This is a genomic window from Enterobacter cloacae complex sp. P29RS, from assembly GCF_014893445.1.
Taxonomy (GTDB): Bacteria; Pseudomonadota; Gammaproteobacteria; order Enterobacterales; family Enterobacteriaceae; genus Enterobacter; species Enterobacter intestinihominis.
This window is the reverse complement of the sequence record NZ_JADBPZ010000022.1, coordinates 47,967-63,756: the sequence shown is the minus strand read 5'-3', so window position 1 is coordinate 63,756 and position 15,790 is coordinate 47,967. Positions and strand designations below refer to the sequence as shown.

Here is a 15,790-nt window from a genome sequence, read left to right as displayed (position 1 = left end):
AATGAATTTTTTCATTTAAGGGACGCTATGTCTTTACCGCCATTGTATGCACTGCGTGCGTTTGAAGTTGCTGCGCGGTTGAACTCCTTCAGTAAAGCCGCTGAAACGCTCAATATTACGCCGGGCGCGGTCAGCAGACATGTCCGTACCCTTGAACTGTGGTTCGACTGCGAGCTTTTCAAAAGGCTAGGTCCTCGCGTGGAGGTCACTGAAGCCGGGCGAGTGCTTGCCGGACAGCTTAACGAAAGCTTCACGAGCATTGAATGGGCCTGCCGGGCATTTCGCAGTGAAAACCATCTGCTGCGGTTAAAAACACCCAGCACCCTGACCATGAGATGGCTTCTCGACGTGCTGCGATCTTTTCGCAACAACCATCCAAAACCGCAGGTGGAGATTGCCAGCGTCTGGATGGACATTGACACCGTTGATTTCAATCTTGAGCCATACGACTGCGCCATCCTTCTCGGTAATGGCCGTTTTGGTGAGACAACGGAAAGCCAGCTGCTTTTTCATGAATGGCTTATCCCGGTTTGCACCCCATCGCTTATCGAACCGGCCCGGCAGCAGCTTTCGCAATGCGATTTGATCCATCCTTCACCGGACAGACGTGACTGGCGGCGCTGGCTGCGAAGAACAGGATTGTTTCCGGGGCTCGATATGAGCAGCGGCATGGTGTTTGATACCCTTGAACAGGGAAGTATCGCCGCGATGAACGGGCACGGCATCGCTATCGCCGACCTGCATCTCACGCTTGATGCCCTGAAAAGCGGCCTGCTGGGCCTGCCGTTCAGGGAAGCTATCGCGACGGGAGATGGTTACTACCTCGTCTGGCCAAAAAATTCGCTCAAAAGAGAGAGCATCCAGCACCTTCTGGGCTGGCTGCAAAACCATACCCCGGTCGTTCCGGCTCTGGATATCGATTACCTGGAATACGATGAAAGCCGGGTTTATTAATACCGTTATGAGTAAGAGATGTTTGCCATCTTTTTATAGCGTTCTGGCAAAGCGCTGTTCAGGCTGAGTACCTTATCCAGAATATAAAATGCTGGCGTGTTTTTCTGCTGCTCAGCGTCAATAATTGCACCGCGTAATATCGTGGCGGCAGACGAAATCCTGTGAAAATATTCTTCAGTCTCAGGCGTCTGTAATTCACCCGACGTGGCGTAGCGCACGTGCGGCCAGCCGGAGAAGTCGAGCAGCGGAAGGGGCTTTCCTGCTTCAGGATGACAGGCTGAAATCAGCGCAGCCGCTTGCTTAGGGTCGCGATGGGCAACGGACAGCATGTATACGCGCTGCGAAAACGGTGACAGAGCCTCTGAGTGATGTTTCTTAGCCATAAGCATGGCCATAAAATCCTGTAAATCATCGGCTGAATTGGTGTCAGGTGGTAATACAGTTTTCATTAACTGATATAACGCATCAAGTGTCATATTTGCCCCGGATCCTCTTATCATTATTATTCAGTTTGCGGCTGAACGTTTTATCGACCCGCGCAAAGGCGGGTCGTAAAGATGATATTTGAATGCGGTCGCATCAGAAAAACGATTAATAATGGCAATCACTGTGAGTTTTTCTCACTATAGCCTCCAGGCTTCACACGCCGCCCAGGTACGCCTTCCTCACCTCCGGATCCTTTAGCAACGCCTCGCCGCTGCCGCTTAACCGAATCTGCCCGTTAACCATCACATAGCCGCGGTCGGACAACTTCAGCGCGTGGTGGGCATTCTGCTCGACCAGAAAAATCGTCATTCCGTTACGGGCCAGTTCGCGCAGCGTCTGGAAGATCTGTTTAACCACGATGGGTGCGAGGCCGAGGCTGGGTTCATCCAGCAGCAGAAGTTTAGGACGGCTCATCAGCGCCCGGGCAATAGCCAGCATCTGCTGTTCACCGCCGGAGAGCGTCATCGCCCGCTGGTTACGCCGCTCCTTGAGGCGAGGGAAGAGGTCGAACATGCTTTGCATATCTTCAGCTGCATGCTGATTGCCGACGGGGATTGTCCCCATCAGCAGGTTCTCTTCTACAGACATATCCGGGAAAATGCGTCGTCCCTCAGGTGCCTGCGCGATGCCGCCGGTGGCAACATAGTGGGTGGATTTGTGGCTGATATCCTCGCCGCAGAAGAGGATCTGCCCGTTGCGGATCCGGGGCTGACCAAAGACAGACATCAGTAATGTTGACTTCCCCGCGCCGTTAGCGCCAATCAGGGCCACGGTTTCCCCTTTGTTTACCTCAAGTGAAACCTGCTTCAACGCCTGGATCACCCCGTAAAAAACGTCCACATTATGAAATTGAAGCATCGGTGCGCTCACAGATTAACCTCGGTTTCGTCGGTGCCCAGATACGCGGCAATCACTTTTTCATTGTGCTGGATCTCAGCCGGTTTACCTCTGGCAATCACATCGCCGTGATCGAGCACAATGATGTCATCTGAAATGCCCATCACCATCCCCATATCATGCTCGATCAGCAAAACCGTGATGTCGTGGTGGTCGCGCAAGAACCTGATGATCTCGCTCAGCTTGTGCGTCTCCACCGGGTTCAGGCCGGCAGCAGGTTCATCGAGACAAATCATCTCCGGGCCGGTGCACATGGCGCGGGCGATTTCGAGGCGTCGTTGCTGGCCATAGGACATTTCCCCGGCCAGACGGTTCGCGCAATCTACCAGATCCACCACCTCCAGCCAGTAAAACGCCCGGTCCAGCGCCTCGTTCTCTGCCCGACGATACGCAGGGGTGTTCAGCACCCCCGCCAGCAGATTGCGGTTGACGCGCATGTGCTGTGCCACCAGCAGGTTTTCCACAACGGACATCTCGCGGAACAGGCGGATGTTCTGAAACGTGCGCGCAAGACCCGCGCGGTTCACCAGATGCGTGCCGCCAAACATCTTATAGAACAGGCGTTGACCAAGCTGCGCCGGGCTGAGCCAGTCGCCCGGCTGGAGTTTCTGGCCGAGCACCTGAATGACATTGGTGGTTTTATTTCGTGCATTGAACAGAATGTTGCCGCCGGAGGCCCGGTAGAAACCGGTCAGGCAGTTAAAGACGGTTGTTTTTCCCGCGCCGTTAGGCCCAATGAGTGCAGTAATAGAGCCGCGCTGCACCTCAAGATTGACGTCGTTTAAGGCCTTGATCCCGCCGAAGTGCATCATCAGATGTTCTACACGCAAAATCGTTGCGTTCATGGCGCCACTCCTTTACGCACGGCAAATCCGCTGCGGTTGATGCGGATCAGACCGCGAGGACGCCAGATCATCATCACCACCATCAGCATGCCAAACAGCAGCACGCGGTATTCCGCAAAGCTGCGCAGCAGTTCCGGCGTGACGGTCAGCACAAAGGCGGCCAGTACGACGCCGACGGTGGAGCCCATCCCGCCCAGGACCACAATCGCGAGGATGAGGGCCGATTCAAAAAAGGTGAAAGAGGTGGGGTTAACAAACCCCTGCCAGGTGGCAAAAAACACCCCGGCGATACCTGCCGTCGATGCGCCCAGGGTGAAGGCCGAGAGTTTGACCAGAACGTGATTCAGCCCCATGGAACGGCAGGCAATCTCATCCTCACGGAGCGCTTCCCACGCGCGTCCAATGGGCATTCGGGTCAGCCGGTGTTTAATGTACAGCACCAGCATGACTACCAGGAAAAGCACCGCATAGATGAAAATAAACTTCATGTTGGGGTTATAGGTCAGGCCGAAAAACTCGTGGAAAGGGACGCCGCCTTCTTTGGCGCGTCGGCCAAACTCCAGGCCAAAAAAGGTCGGAGCAGGGGCTGAAACGCCGTTAGGCCCGCCGGTGAAGGTGAGCCAGTTGTTCAGCACCAGGCGGATGATCTCGCCAAACCCGAGCGTGACGATGGCGAGATAATCCCCGTGCATGCGCAACACCGGAAAGCCGAGCAGGGCACCCGCGCCCGCAGCCATTAGCGCCGCCAGCGGCAGCATGCTCCAGAACCCAAGCCCCAGATACTGATACCCGAGCGCCAGCCCGTAAGCGCCGATGGCATAGAAGGCGACATAACCCAGATCCAGCAGCCCTGCCAGGCCAACGACAATGTTCAGCCCAAGACCGAGCAGGACGTAGATCAGTCCGAGTATAGCGACCGTCAGAACGTATTTTGTGGCCACAAACGGGAAGCAGATCGCCAGCGTGACAATCAGCGGAATGATCCAGCGCATGCGGCTTTTATACGCCGGTGGCCGGACATACACCCCCGCATTGTCGGATTCAAACCGCGCCTGTAAACGTCTTCCGGCCGCCGTAGCTGAAAAGGCGCTCAGCAAAAAGCGTCCCAGCATCACCGTGCCTACAATCCACGCCAGCCGCTGGCCGTCAAAGTTAAAGCTGTAACCATCCAGTATCACGCCCGCAATCGGGCCGAAAATAATCAGGGCGATCATTCCGGAAAAAATCGCGTCCAGAATGCAGCGCTTCAGGGAAAAGCCGTCAGAGGTCATCGCGTTGTTCCTTACACTTTAGCCACGACAGGGCGGCCCAGCAGCCCCTGAGGACGGAAGATCAGGATTAATACCAACAATCCAAACGAGAACACGTCTTTATAATCCGAGTTCACCATCCCGGAGAATTGCGCTTCTGCGACGCCCAGAATCAGCCCGCCAAGCATCGCACCGGGCAGAGAGCCGATGCCGCCCAGCACCGCCGCCGTAAAGGCCTTGATGCCGATAACGAACCCGACGTAAAAATCAAAGGTGCCGTAATTCATGGTGATCAGCACGCCCGCCAGCCCGGCCATGGCTGCGCCGATAACAAACACCAGCGAAATAATTCTGTCGGTGTTGATACCCAAAATGGAGGCCATCTTACGATCCTGCTGCACCGCACGGCACATGCGCCCTAAGCGGGTACGGTTGATAATCCAGGTCAGCACCAGCATGCCCGCGAACGAGGCGATGAGAATAAAGACTTTGGTATAGGTTATCTGGACAAACCCTTCGCCGAGGTGAAAACGCAGCACGCCATCCAGCATGGTCGGTACGCCCTGCTGCCGTGGGCCCTGGCTGAGCTGGACGTAGTTTTGCAGTATCAACGACATCCCGATGGCCGAAATCAGCGGCGCCAGACGCGTCGAATTGCGTAGCGGCTTATAGGCGATGCGCTCAATCGTCCAGCCATAAACGCCGGTGACCACGATGGTGAAAACCAGGGTTCCCAGGATTAGCAGCGGAAAGGAGTGGAGTCCAAAAAACGCCAGCAGGGCCAGGCCAATGGCCGAGAGATAGGCGGAGATCATATACACTTCGCCGTGGGCGAAATTGATCATACCGATGATGCCGTACACCATGGTGTAGCCGATGGCGATAAGACCGTAGACCGAACCCAGCGTTAAGCCATTAATTAATTGTTGCAGGAAGAATGTACTCATGGTCGCGCACCTGAATAAAGGGTTACGCCGACAGTCAGACCTGCCGGCGTTGAGCAGATTCCGTCCCGTTATGGCACTTCTTTATATTTGCCTTTGTCGTCCCACTGGTAGACCACGTAGTCAGACACTTTGAGGTCACCTTTGCTGTCCCAGGCTTTTTTACCCATCACCGTGTCGACAGGGTTGGCCTTCAGCCACTCGCTGGCTTTTACGGAATCCGTCCCTTTCGTGGCCTTGAATGCCGCTGCGATAGCCTGCACAGACGCGTAGGCGTAGAGGGTGTATCCTTCTGGTTCAAATTTACCGGCGCGGAATTTCTCGATGACGGCTTTTCCGTCCGGGATCAGGCGCGGGTCTTTACCGAAGGTCATGTAAATACCGTTGGTGTACTGCGCCCCACCGGCGGCGGTGACCATCTCTTCATTGACGATACAGTCTCCCGAGAAGAACTTCGCCTGCACGCCCTGTTCACGCATCTGGCGAACCAGCGGGCCCGCTTCCGGGTGACAGCCACCGAAGAACACCACGTCTGGTTTTTGTGCGCCAATTTTGGTCACCAGCGCGTTAAAGTCTTTCTCCCCGCGGGACAACCCTTCGTACATCACTTCCTTAACGCCGCGTTTCGCCAGCGCCGCTTTAGTGGCGTCCGCCAGCCCCTGACCGTAGGTGTCTTTATCGTGGATGATGACGACCCGTTTGGCTTTCAGCTTATCGAGAATAAAATCGCTGGCGACCTGGCCCTGCTGGTCGTCACGTCCGCACATGCGGAACATATCGCTCATGCCCCGCTCGGTAATAAGCGGGTTCGTTGAGCCGGGGGTGATGGAGAGGATCCCGGCATCGCTATAGACCTCGGAGGCGGGCATGGTCGACGAGGAGCAGAAGTGGCCGACGACCGCTTTCACTTTATCCTGATCGACTAAGCGGTTGGCGACGGCAACGGCCTGTTTGGGTTCGCAGGCGTCATCGCCCTGAACCAGTTTGATTTTCTCACCGTTGATCCCGCCAGCGGCGTTAATGTCTTCCGCCGCCTGCGTAGCGCCATGCCAGTATTGATCGCCATAGGTTGCGTTCGGGCCTGTGAACGGCCCGGCCACGCCGATCACGATATCGGCCTGTGCAGAAAAGGCCGTCACCAGACAACCGGCCAGCAACAGGGAGAGGGGAGTTTTGGTAAATTTCAGCGACATTATTATGTTCCTTAGCAAAGAGGTTTTTGCACCAGGTATAAACCCGAACGCCTGATGGCATCGTAAATCCAAAAACAAGAGCGAGAACAAAATGCACTTTAGAAGCAATCTCGTGCTTAATACGGCGTGGATCCCACGCACCGCGAAGCGCGCAGAACATTAAGCAAAAAGGTTGCCAGAATGGTTAATCCCTTGACCGGGTCACAACACGTTGAGTATAGAGCGCCGTTTTATGCGCCTTTGCGGGATGAGATGAATTTACAGCGGAGATCACATCTCCTTAACAACAAAGCCCATAAGTTGTGCAACGGTCACGATTTGCACGTTTTTGCAGCAATAAAGACCTAAACTTCAGATAGGCATGCGCGGCGATATATGTCAGGATCGTTTTTTTTATCAGGAGTATCAGCAATGGCTGAAGGCCCATTAAATGAAAGCGAGATGGCGTGGCTGGAAGAGACATTAATCTCTTACGGACACGACGATGCATCCGTGATTGACGTGTCCGAACTGGACGGCATGCTTACCGCAGTACTTTCCGGTCCCGTTGTGGTGGAGCCCGACACCTGGCTGGTAGCGGTATGGGGTGGTGAGAAGTATATTCCACGCTGGAAAAACGATCGTGAAATGAACCGTTTTATCGATCTCTGCTTTAAGCACATGAACGATATTGCCGAGCGCCTGAGCGAATACCCGGATCAGTTTGAACCGCTGTTTGGCTATAACGACGTTGACGGTCAGAGCTATACCGTAGTGGAAGAGTGGTGCTATGGCTACATGCGCGGCGTGGCGCTGACGGACTGGTCATCCCTGCCGGAAGCGCTGGAAGCGGATCTGGCGGTGATTGCCCTGCACGGAACGGAAGAGAACAGCGAGAAGCTGGAAGCGCTGACCGAAGAGGAGTATATGGCCAGCATCGAGAGCATTCAGCCTGCGGCGCTGCGTTTGTACAACTACTGGGTGGCTAATCCGCAGCAGCCGGAAGCGAAAAAGCCGATCGTGAACGGGTCGAAGGTGGGACGTAACGATCCGTGTCCGTGCGGGAGCGGGAAGAAGTTTAAGAGTTGCTGCCTGCATTAAATCATTAATTACTGTGGCCTGAATGGGGCACGGGTGTTGAGTCCCCGCTAAAATCGGCGAACCGGAGACCAGATGACAAGGGCTGGACGCCATGGATGGCGGCCAGAGGCGAATCGAGACAGGATGTCGAGTTGAGCCGACCGCAGGCAGATGGTCGGGAGGTGAGCGCAGTGCGAAGCACCGATTTTCCGCGGGGCCGCGGGGATTGATAAGGGGGCCGCGGCGGCCCCCTTATCCCGTTCACATGCTGTGAAAAAATCATATTCTGTTGATCTTAAGGTGAACGGAACAGTACCTCAGGACCTGTATAAATAAGTTATCCCACTTCCGGCAGCACTCCCGCTGCAATCAGCACCTGCACCAGAATAATTACAACCCCACAACCAAACACCACGCACAGCAGCGGCTTACCACCCGCCACGCGGTATCCTTGCTGCGGATGTTGCTGGCGGCTCTTCCACGCCAGCAGGGAAGGCAGCAGCAGGGCCAGTACCGATAACGCCACGCCAGCATACCCCAGCGCCATCACAAACCCGCGCGGATAAAAGAGCGCGAAGGCTAGCGGCGGCAGGAAGGTCATCGCCCCCGTCTGTAAGCGTCCGGCAACGGTATTGCGACGCTGGAACAGATCCGCCATATAGTCAAACAGGCCAAGCGCCACGCCGAGGAAGGAGGTTGCCAGCGCCAGGTCTGCAAACAGATGTACCGCCAGCTCCACGTGTGAAGAGGCCACCACGTTACGCAGGGCAACCAGGAATCCATTCAGACCAGAATGCTCTGCCATCAGGCCGATAAAGGTGGTGGAATCAATACTGCCCAGCGTCACCAGCTGCCAGAACAGGTAAGCAACCAACGGAATGGCGCTGCCGATCACAAAGACGCGGCGCAGCTTGCGAATATCACCGTTCATATAACTCACGATGCTCGGCACGCTGCCGTGAAAACCGAAGGAGGTGAAAATAACCGGGATGGCCGAAAGCGCCAGACCTTTCTCCAGCGGGAGGGAGAGCAGGTTAACCTTGTGCACATGCGGTGCCAGCAGCACCAGCATCACAACAAGGAAGAGAATTTTGGCGCTGAACAAAAAACGGTTAAACAGATCGACCAGCGACGTGCCCGCACAAACCACACCGCCACCGATCAGCGTAAAGACAATGGCGCCTGTTTCCGGTGAAAGCGACGCACCGAAGCCGTCATTGATACTTGACGCAATTAGCTCCCCGGCGCCGCTGATGTAGGCGGCGGTCAGCGCGTACATCAGGAACATCATGCTGAAACCGGTGATCCACTGCCCGTAGCGTCCAAGATAGCGTGCAGCCAGGGAGCCTAAGCCGGTATCGGCAGGGACATGTTGATAAACCTCCAGCAATAATAGCGCGGTGTAACACATCAGGGCCCAAAGACCGCCCAGCAGCACTACGGTAACCCCAAACCCGACGCCGGCGGCAGCCAACGGCATGGCCAACATTCCTGCGCCAATTGTCGTTCCGGCGACGATAAAAATACTTCCCAGAGTTCTGTTCTTCACGCTTTCCTCTACAACGCTTCCATACCGCGACTCATTCTGCGGCGCAGAGTAAGGGAAAAGCACCATCTCGTCAAATCACCGTTACATAGGGTGTAATGATTAATTTACAAAAAGAAAGGGGGAACCTGCGCCAGCGCAAAGCGTGCCGTGGAGGGAGCATTTAGTCTGCTTTTTATTTGCGAGAGGTAATGATGTCAATTCACGGACACGACGTGCTGAATATGATGATTGAGTCAGGTGAGCGTTATACGAAGGAGAGTCTGGTTGAGGCGATACATGCCCGCTTTGGCGAAGCGGCGCGTTTCCATACCTGTTCAGCTTCGGAAATGACAGCCGCGGAGCTGGTGGCGTTTCTGGCGGCGCGCGGAAAATTCATTCCGGCAGCAGACGGATTTTCCACGTACGAAAGTAAAATTTGCCGTCATTGAATAAAGCGGTGCTGAAAACTCAGCACCGCTTTTCTATTAATTCTGCGTGTCGAGCGTCGACAGCTCTTTATCAATGAAGTACAGACCTTCCCCGGATTTACCTGCCAGAGATAATTTATCCAGCACGGATTTAAACAGCTTCTCTTCTTCGTGCTGTTCAGCCACATACCACTGAAGGAAATTAAAGGTTGGATAATCCTGACTGGTCATGGCGGCATGAGCCAGTTCATTTATTTTCTGGGTGATCAGCTGTTCGTGCTCATAGGTGGCACGGAACAGTTCATCAAGAGAGCCGTACTCGGCGAAAGGCGATACCACGTTATCAATGCGCGGCAGGCTGCCGGTGTCCGTCAGGTAATCAAACAGACGCTGCATGTGCGTCATCTCTTCCTGGGCATGACGACGCAGGAAGGCGGCAGCCCCTTCAAAGCTGTGATAGCTGCACCAGGCGCTCATCTGCTGATAAAGCAGGGAAGAAAATAGCTCAAGATTCATTTGCGCATTGAGCTTGTCGATCATTTCAGTTTTTAACATGGTGCAGCTCCGTTTTATTAATTCTGGTTCACGATGAGCGACACTATAATTTGTTATTTAATTATTTGCAAAAAGTAAAATAAATATTTATTTATTAAAAATACGAATGGGAATAAAACGCATTGCCGCCATTTGTATTTATTAATGAGAATTGTTTTTGTTCTTATTAAATAAACTGCCAGCGTGACTGGCAGTCGCGGTTAATACCACGGATTCTGGCTGGAAGAGGTAACGGCATATCCCTGACATTTATACTGAATGGTCACACTTTCGTTCAGACAGAGTGAACCGCTGATCAGGGTGCAGGTTTTAATCGGCTGCCCGTAGGCTGACGCGGAGGCGTAGCCCATGTGTTGGCAGGCCTTTGTTGCCGTACCGTTATTAACATAGTCATCAGACCAGGCGTTTTGCAGCATGGTCTGGCCATAGTCGAGGCGCACAATTCCGTTTGGGGCATCCGTACTACTGACTTCTGCCTGACGGTTGATGCTGCACCCGGCGAGCAACAGTATCGTTCCGGCTATGATTACACGTTTCATGTTTCACTCTGCGTGACGGGAAATACGCCATTGTAACCAACGCGACGGGACGCAATGGCCGGAATAGCCGGAGGATCTGCCCTTTCACTGTACAACGAGCCGGGCCACCGCGCGAAATTGTGAGCGCATCTTTGTTTTTTAAAACAAGTTTTCACTTAATTTGAAAGTGCGTTTGTTTGATAGTAAGGTTAAGTTGAAAAGGTATCCACAGCGGGATCGCCCGCCATGCATTCAGGAGAGACAAGATGAAAATTGCACTGATGATGGAAAACAGCCAGGCCGCTAAGAATCCCATCATCCTTAATGAGCTGAAAGCCGTTGCTGATGAGAAAGGTTTCCCGGTCTATAACGTCGGTATGAGTGATGAGAACGATCATCATCTCACTTATATTCACCTGGGCATCATGGCGAGCATTCTGCTTAACGCTAAAGCCGTTGATTTTGTTGTCACCGGCTGCGGTACCGGGCAGGGCGCGTTAATGTCCCTGAACATCCATCCGGGTGTGATTTGCGGTTACTGCATCGATCCTGCGGATGCTTTCCTGTTTGCGCAAATCAACAACGGTAACGCGCTTTCTCTGCCGTTTGCGAAAGGCTTCGGCTGGGGAGCAGAACTGAACGTACGCTTTATCTTTGAGAAAGCGTTTACCGGACGCAATGGCGAAGGCTATCCACCAGAGCGTAAGGAGCCGCAGGTGCGTAACGCCGGTATTCTGAACCAGGTGAAAGCGGCGGTGGTAAAAGAAAACTATCTGGATACCCTGCGTGCAATCGATCCTGAGCTGGTTAAAACCGCCGTCTCAGGCCAGCGCTTCCAGCAGTGCTTCTTCGAGAACTGCCAGGACAAAGAGATCGAAGCCTTCGTGCGCGGTATTGTTGGCTGATTTCCTTTGCCGGGCGGTGCGTTGCCGCCCGGCACAGAGCCTTACTTTTTCGATGATACCGCGCTGCCTGCATTTTTGGTCAGACGCAGCGTGTCAACCATTCCCACCAGGCAGATCAGCGCGATCGCCACAAATGCCAGCCGGAAGCTCATTCCCGGCATGCCGGCAATCCCCATCGTCTCACTGACTTTTTCCCCGATACGAATACCAATTGCCCCGAGCGTGATCCCAAGTCCCACGGCAAGCTGCGTTGCGGTTGAAAACAGCGTATTGGCATAGCTCATCTGCGCAGAGGGTACATCCGCAAAGGCCAGCGTACTGATGGCTGTAAACTGGATCGAACGAAAAACGCCACCCAGATAGAGGATCAGCATGACGAGCCACACAGGAGTCTGCGGCGTAAGAAAGGCGCAGGCCAGCAGCGCCAGGACATTCAGTGAACCGTTAATCAGCAACAGCCGCTTAAACCCCAGGCTGCGGATCAGGGGCGTCGTCGCCGGTTTAATGGTGAGATTGCCTACGAAAACGGCCAGCACCAGCAGGCCAGAATGGAACGCGTCCATGCCAAAGCCGACCTGGAACATCAGCGGTAACAGGAACGGAACCGCGCTGATGGAGGCGCGAAACAGCGATCCGCCGTACAGGGTGACGCGAAACGTCGGCACTTGCATCGCATCGAGCCTGATCATCGGCCAGGTTGCCCGCTTAAAGTGGCGAAGCGCCAGGCTCAACGCGACGACACCGACGATAAACAGCGTGGCGGTTAATTCTGTCCGCAGAGGCTCTGCGCCCATCAACTCCATCGCATAAACCAGGCTCACCATGGCAAGGGTGGTGACCACAAAACCCGGCAAGTCAAACGGTCGGCGCGTATCTTCATGCAGGTCCGGAATGATTCGCAGTGCCAGCAAAATGGCGATTATCCCCAGCGGCACATTAATAAAGAAGATCCAGCGCCAGTCGGCATAGCTTGTAATGAACCCGCCCAGCGGCGGGCCGATGATCGGCGCGACCAGCGCAGGCCACGTCAGGGTGGCGATTGCCGTGATGAGCTGATGCTTTGGCGTTGTACGTAACACGGCCAGGCGACCCACGGGCACCATCAGCGCGCCACCCATGCCCTGGAAGACGCGCATTGCGACAAACTCCTCGAGCGTGGTGGACAGGCCGCAAAATACCGAGGCCAGCGTGAAGATCGCCAGCGCGAGGGCAAATACTTTTCGCGCGCCGAAGCGGTCGGCGATCCAGCCGCTGGCGGGGATCAGCACGGCAAGGGTGATCAGGTAGGCGCTGATGCCGATATTCAGATCCACGGCCTGTATGCCAAAGCTTTTTGCCATATCCGGCAATGCGGTGGCGATCACCGTCCCGTCCAGAAACTCCATAAAGAAAGCACCGGCCACCAGCAGTGCCGCAGGCGTTAATCCACGGCTCTCTTTGCCGGATACGTTTTCACTCATTCTCTTCCTGCCCGCTCAAAAAATTTTATAAAAATTTACTGGAATTTATAAGTCTGTAACGTGCGGATTTATCGTGCCTTTTTTTAACAAACCGGCAGCACCGAGGGTTTATTAACCGTGATGCAGGTCACAAAATGATTGATTTTTGTGATGGCGGTCATATTATAAGCGTATTGATAATAACACCTGCATAACACGTTACTGGAGCAACATAATGAAACTGCGCAAAATCCTGAAAAGCATGTGGGCTAACTACTGCACAACGTTTAAAGACGTCCCACCGGGTGCGATGTTCTGATAAAAAAACCTGCTTCGGCAGGTTTTTTTATGTCTGCGGACGACGAGAGGGAGATGGAAGGGCGTCTGTTTTGCTACTATGGCGGCCTTTGAATAAGGAGAACCCCATGTCACAAAACCTGAGCGCCGATCAGGAACTGGTATCTGACGTCGTCGCCTGCCAGCTGGTTATCAAACAAATCCTTGATGTGATTGACGTTATCGCGCCGGTTGAGGTACGCGAAAAGATGTCGACCCAGCTAAAAAACATCGATTTCACCAATCATCCTGCTGCGGCGGACCCGGTTACGCTCCGCGCGATCCAGAAAGCGATCGCGCTGATTGAACTGCGCTTCACGCCGCAGGGTGAGTCACATTAAAATAAACCGATGTTTTAAAATTAGAAACCGTTTTCTGATTTTACGTCGAAGGGCGACAGAGTCTGTCGCCCACAGAAGGCTCAAAAGAACGTCTGCACCAGCAGATAGCTCACCACGCAGGCACAGCTGACGCCAATCAGACCCGGCAGAATAAAGCTGTGGTTGATGATGAATTTACCGATGCGGGTGGTGCCGGAGCGATCGAATCCAATACAGGCCAGATCGCTCGGATAGGTGGGCAGCACAAAGTAGCCGTAGGAGGCCGGGAAGAAGGCCACCAGCATTTTCGGATCGATGCCTAACATCAACCCCATCGGGGCGACCGCGGTCAAGGCCGCGGCCTGGCTGTTGACCAGTTTCGACACCAGAAACAACACGATGGCATACGTCCAGGGATGACTCTTCACTACCCCCTCCAGTGCCATTTTCAGTTCGTCGAGATGCGCCTGGAAAAAGGTATCGCTCATCCATGCCACGCCAAACACCGAGAAGATGGCGACCATCCCCGCCTTAAATACCGCTCCGTTTGAAATGGCCGACGCATTAACCTTACAGGTCATCAGCATGATGGCCCCGGCAATAAGCATCATCATTTGAATGACAAGGTTCATCGACAGGGCCGTCATTTTGCCTTTGATCTCAAACGCCGGACGCAACTCGGGCAACGCACCCAGCAGGACCACAACGGCAATCCCGGCGAAGAAGATCCACGTTGACCAGTAGGCCTGTTTAGGGAAACGCTGATCCATCAACGTCTCCGTTCCCCCATAGATAAACTCCCGCTGTTTCGGATCTTTCAGCTTTTCCTGAAATTCAGGATCGTCTGCGAGGTTTTTCCCCCGGCGCAGGCTCCACAGTGCCGCAATGGCGACGCCAGACAGTGAGGCCGGTACGGAAACGGCGAGTATTTCGAGGATCCCCCACGCGTGGCCGATACCGTGCTGCGCACCCAGAATTGAGACCAGCGAAACGACGGCCACGGAAACGGGGGAGGCGGTGATCGCCATCTGAGAGGCCACCGAGGCAACCGCCATCGGCCGTTCCGGGCGAATGCCTTTTTTCAGGGCGATATCCGCGATAATGGGAAACATAGTGTAGACGACGTGGCCGGTCCCGCAGAGAAAGGTTAACATCCAGGTGGTAAACGGCGCGAGAAGGGTGATGTGCTGGGGATGTTTACGCAGCAGGCGCTCTGCGAATTGCATCATCACGTTCAGGCCACCGGCGGTTTGTAGTGTGGCCGCGCAGCCGATGACGGCGAGGATCGTGAGCATCACGTCAACCGGCGGTTTACCGGGTTGCAGACCAAAGACAAAACTTAAAATAAACAGGCCGATGCCGCTTATCAGCCCCAGGCCCATCCCGCCGAAGCGGGTACCTACCAGCAGGCAGAGGATAATGACAATAAACTCAATGGTGATCATGATGCTCCCTCGTTAATGAATGTAATTAAACAAATCATTACACGATGTGTGGTTATTCATTGGGAGCAAGATCTGATTTGTTAAATGTCAGCAAAAGCAGGGAGTTGGCACCCACTCCCTGACGGGAGCGGGTGAAGGAACTTAGTGGTGTTGCACGGTAGCTATGTCGAGAAGATGGCGGTCCGTCTGCTCCAGACAGATCCCCGCGCGTTTCGCGTTGCGGATTTCGTCTGCGAGCGTTTTCAGCAGCATGCCATCGTGCTGCTGCTCTCTGTCCATATCACGTAAAAACTTGAGGGTAATGATGTCCTGTTGCGCTTTGGCTTCATCGGCCAGCTTGTTCAGCTTTGTACAGCGTTGCTCATACTCTTCAAGCGTTTTCTGGAACAGTTCCTCCAGAGAGGAGTAATTATCTTCAATCGTTTCAAGCTCTTTGACTGTGGGATTGGCGCCGATGGCTTTCAAAAAGTTAAAGACACGCATCATGTGCGTGACGTTACTTTGCGCCTGAGTACGAAAGAAGGTGGCAGTGCCGTTGAGGCTTTTTCTGGAACACCAGGCGCTCAAATGCAGATGCAGATTTGAAGCATAAAACTCCAGGTTCATCTGGGCATTCAGTTTTTGCATCATCGTTTGGGTAGTCATACTCATATCCTTATTGACTGTGGGACTTGATGTCCGCTACTAA

18 protein-coding genes are annotated in these 15,790 nt (G+C 54.1%); 6 read left to right on the top strand and 12 right to left on the bottom strand.

The genetic code is table 11. From position 1 onward, the window contains the following. Positions 1-27: 27 nt before the first annotated feature. Entirely contained in the window at positions 28-954 is a 927-nt protein-coding gene (locus IM282_RS16655) for a LysR substrate-binding domain-containing protein (RefSeq protein ID WP_046619373.1), read from the top strand. A gap of 5 nt (positions 955-959) precedes the next feature. Here IM282_RS16655 and IM282_RS16650 read toward each other — a convergent pair whose 3' ends face one another. From IM282_RS16650 to IM282_RS16625, 6 genes are all read right to left on the bottom strand, one after another. Beyond that, a complete protein-coding gene (locus IM282_RS16650; RefSeq protein ID WP_063146296.1) occupies positions 960-1,430 on the bottom strand; it encodes a hypothetical protein in 471 nt (156 codons plus the stop codon). 163 nt (positions 1,431-1,593) lie between these two features. Beyond that, positions 1,594-2,310 carry an ABC transporter ATP-binding protein gene (locus IM282_RS16645; protein ID WP_032622411.1) on the bottom strand — a complete coding sequence of 239 codons (717 nt, stop codon included), beginning with the start codon at positions 2,308-2,310 and terminating at the stop codon, positions 1,594-1,596. Continuing rightward, positions 2,307-3,182, bottom strand: a complete 876-nt coding sequence (locus IM282_RS16640) for an ATP-binding cassette domain-containing protein (RefSeq protein WP_023300474.1) — start codon at positions 3,180-3,182, stop codon at positions 2,307-2,309. Before IM282_RS16640 ends, IM282_RS16645 begins: the two co-directional genes overlap by 4 nt. After that, positions 3,179-4,453, bottom strand: a complete 1,275-nt coding sequence (livM, locus tag IM282_RS16635) for a high-affinity branched-chain amino acid ABC transporter permease LivM (RefSeq protein ID WP_063146298.1) — start codon at positions 4,451-4,453, stop codon at positions 3,179-3,181. The genes IM282_RS16640 and livM overlap by 4 nt, the downstream gene beginning before the upstream one ends. A gap of 11 nt (positions 4,454-4,464) precedes the next feature. Then, positions 4,465-5,379, bottom strand: a complete 915-nt coding sequence (locus tag IM282_RS16630) for a branched-chain amino acid ABC transporter permease (RefSeq protein ID WP_003859667.1) — start codon at positions 5,377-5,379, stop codon at positions 4,465-4,467. A 68-nt stretch (positions 5,380-5,447) separates the two neighbouring features. After that, on the bottom strand, positions 5,448-6,569 hold the full coding sequence (locus tag IM282_RS16625; RefSeq protein ID WP_038416286.1) for a branched-chain amino acid ABC transporter substrate-binding protein: 1,122 nt from the start codon (positions 6,567-6,569) through the stop codon (positions 5,448-5,450). A gap of 411 nt (positions 6,570-6,980) precedes the next feature. Between IM282_RS16625 and IM282_RS16620 the strand changes: the two genes are divergently transcribed. Beyond that, positions 6,981-7,649: a YecA family protein gene (locus tag IM282_RS16620; RefSeq protein ID WP_023306505.1), complete on the top strand. Its 669-nt coding sequence runs from the start codon at positions 6,981-6,983 to the stop codon at positions 7,647-7,649. A 316-nt stretch (positions 7,650-7,965) separates the two neighbouring features. Here IM282_RS16620 and tyrP read toward each other — a convergent pair whose 3' ends face one another. Further along, on the bottom strand, positions 7,966-9,177 hold the full coding sequence (gene tyrP, locus IM282_RS16615; RefSeq protein ID WP_192970655.1) for a tyrosine transporter TyrP: 1,212 nt from the start codon (positions 9,175-9,177) through the stop codon (positions 7,966-7,968). A 188-nt stretch (positions 9,178-9,365) separates the two neighbouring features. Here tyrP and IM282_RS16610 point away from each other — a divergent pair, with 188 nt between their 5' ends. Further along, a complete protein-coding gene (locus IM282_RS16610) occupies positions 9,366-9,605 on the top strand; it encodes a YecH family metal-binding protein (protein ID WP_063148562.1) in 240 nt (79 codons plus the stop codon). A 36-nt stretch (positions 9,606-9,641) separates the two neighbouring features. Here the strand turns inward: IM282_RS16610 and ftnA are convergent, their stop codons facing one another. Both ftnA and yecR read right to left on the bottom strand, forming a co-directional pair. After that, the gene (ftnA, locus tag IM282_RS16605) at positions 9,642-10,139 is read right to left on the bottom strand and encodes a non-heme ferritin (RefSeq protein ID WP_022648525.1); all 498 of its coding nucleotides are present in this window, start codon (positions 10,137-10,139) and stop codon (positions 9,642-9,644) included. Between the two features lie 200 nt (positions 10,140-10,339). Further along, entirely contained in the window at positions 10,340-10,678 is a 339-nt protein-coding gene (gene yecR, locus IM282_RS16600) for a YecR family lipoprotein (protein WP_063842110.1), read from the bottom strand. A 245-nt stretch (positions 10,679-10,923) separates the two neighbouring features. Between yecR and IM282_RS16595 the strand changes: the two genes are divergently transcribed. Further along, a complete protein-coding gene (locus IM282_RS16595) occupies positions 10,924-11,562 on the top strand; it encodes an RpiB/LacA/LacB family sugar-phosphate isomerase (protein ID WP_003859680.1) in 639 nt (212 codons plus the stop codon). A 41-nt stretch (positions 11,563-11,603) separates the two neighbouring features. On the opposite strand, the gene IM282_RS16590 is transcribed toward IM282_RS16595, so the two are convergent. After that, positions 11,604-13,022 carry an MFS transporter gene (locus IM282_RS16590; protein WP_192970654.1) on the bottom strand — a complete coding sequence of 473 codons (1,419 nt, stop codon included), beginning with the start codon at positions 13,020-13,022 and terminating at the stop codon, positions 11,604-11,606. Positions 13,023-13,236: 214 nt separating this feature from the next. On the opposite strand from IM282_RS16590, the gene azuC reads away from it, so the two are divergent. Continuing rightward, positions 13,237-13,320 carry a stress response protein AzuC gene (gene azuC / locus IM282_RS16585; RefSeq protein ID WP_003859682.1) on the top strand — a complete coding sequence of 28 codons (84 nt, stop codon included), beginning with the start codon at positions 13,237-13,239 and terminating at the stop codon, positions 13,318-13,320. Positions 13,321-13,426: 106 nt separating this feature from the next. Then, positions 13,427-13,678 carry a DUF2766 family protein gene (locus IM282_RS16580; RefSeq protein ID WP_003859683.1) on the top strand — a complete coding sequence of 84 codons (252 nt, stop codon included), beginning with the start codon at positions 13,427-13,429 and terminating at the stop codon, positions 13,676-13,678. An 80-nt stretch (positions 13,679-13,758) separates the two neighbouring features. Here the strand turns inward: IM282_RS16580 and IM282_RS16575 are convergent, their stop codons facing one another. Both IM282_RS16575 and IM282_RS16570 read right to left on the bottom strand, forming a co-directional pair. Beyond that, positions 13,759-15,102, bottom strand: coding sequence for an anaerobic C4-dicarboxylate transporter (locus tag IM282_RS16575; RefSeq protein ID WP_022648521.1), 1,344 nt, complete (start codon positions 15,100-15,102; stop codon positions 13,759-13,761). A 141-nt stretch (positions 15,103-15,243) separates the two neighbouring features. Further along, a complete protein-coding gene (locus IM282_RS16570) occupies positions 15,244-15,747 on the bottom strand; it encodes a non-heme ferritin-like protein (RefSeq protein WP_192970653.1) in 504 nt (167 codons plus the stop codon). Positions 15,748-15,790: the final 43 nt, after the last annotated feature.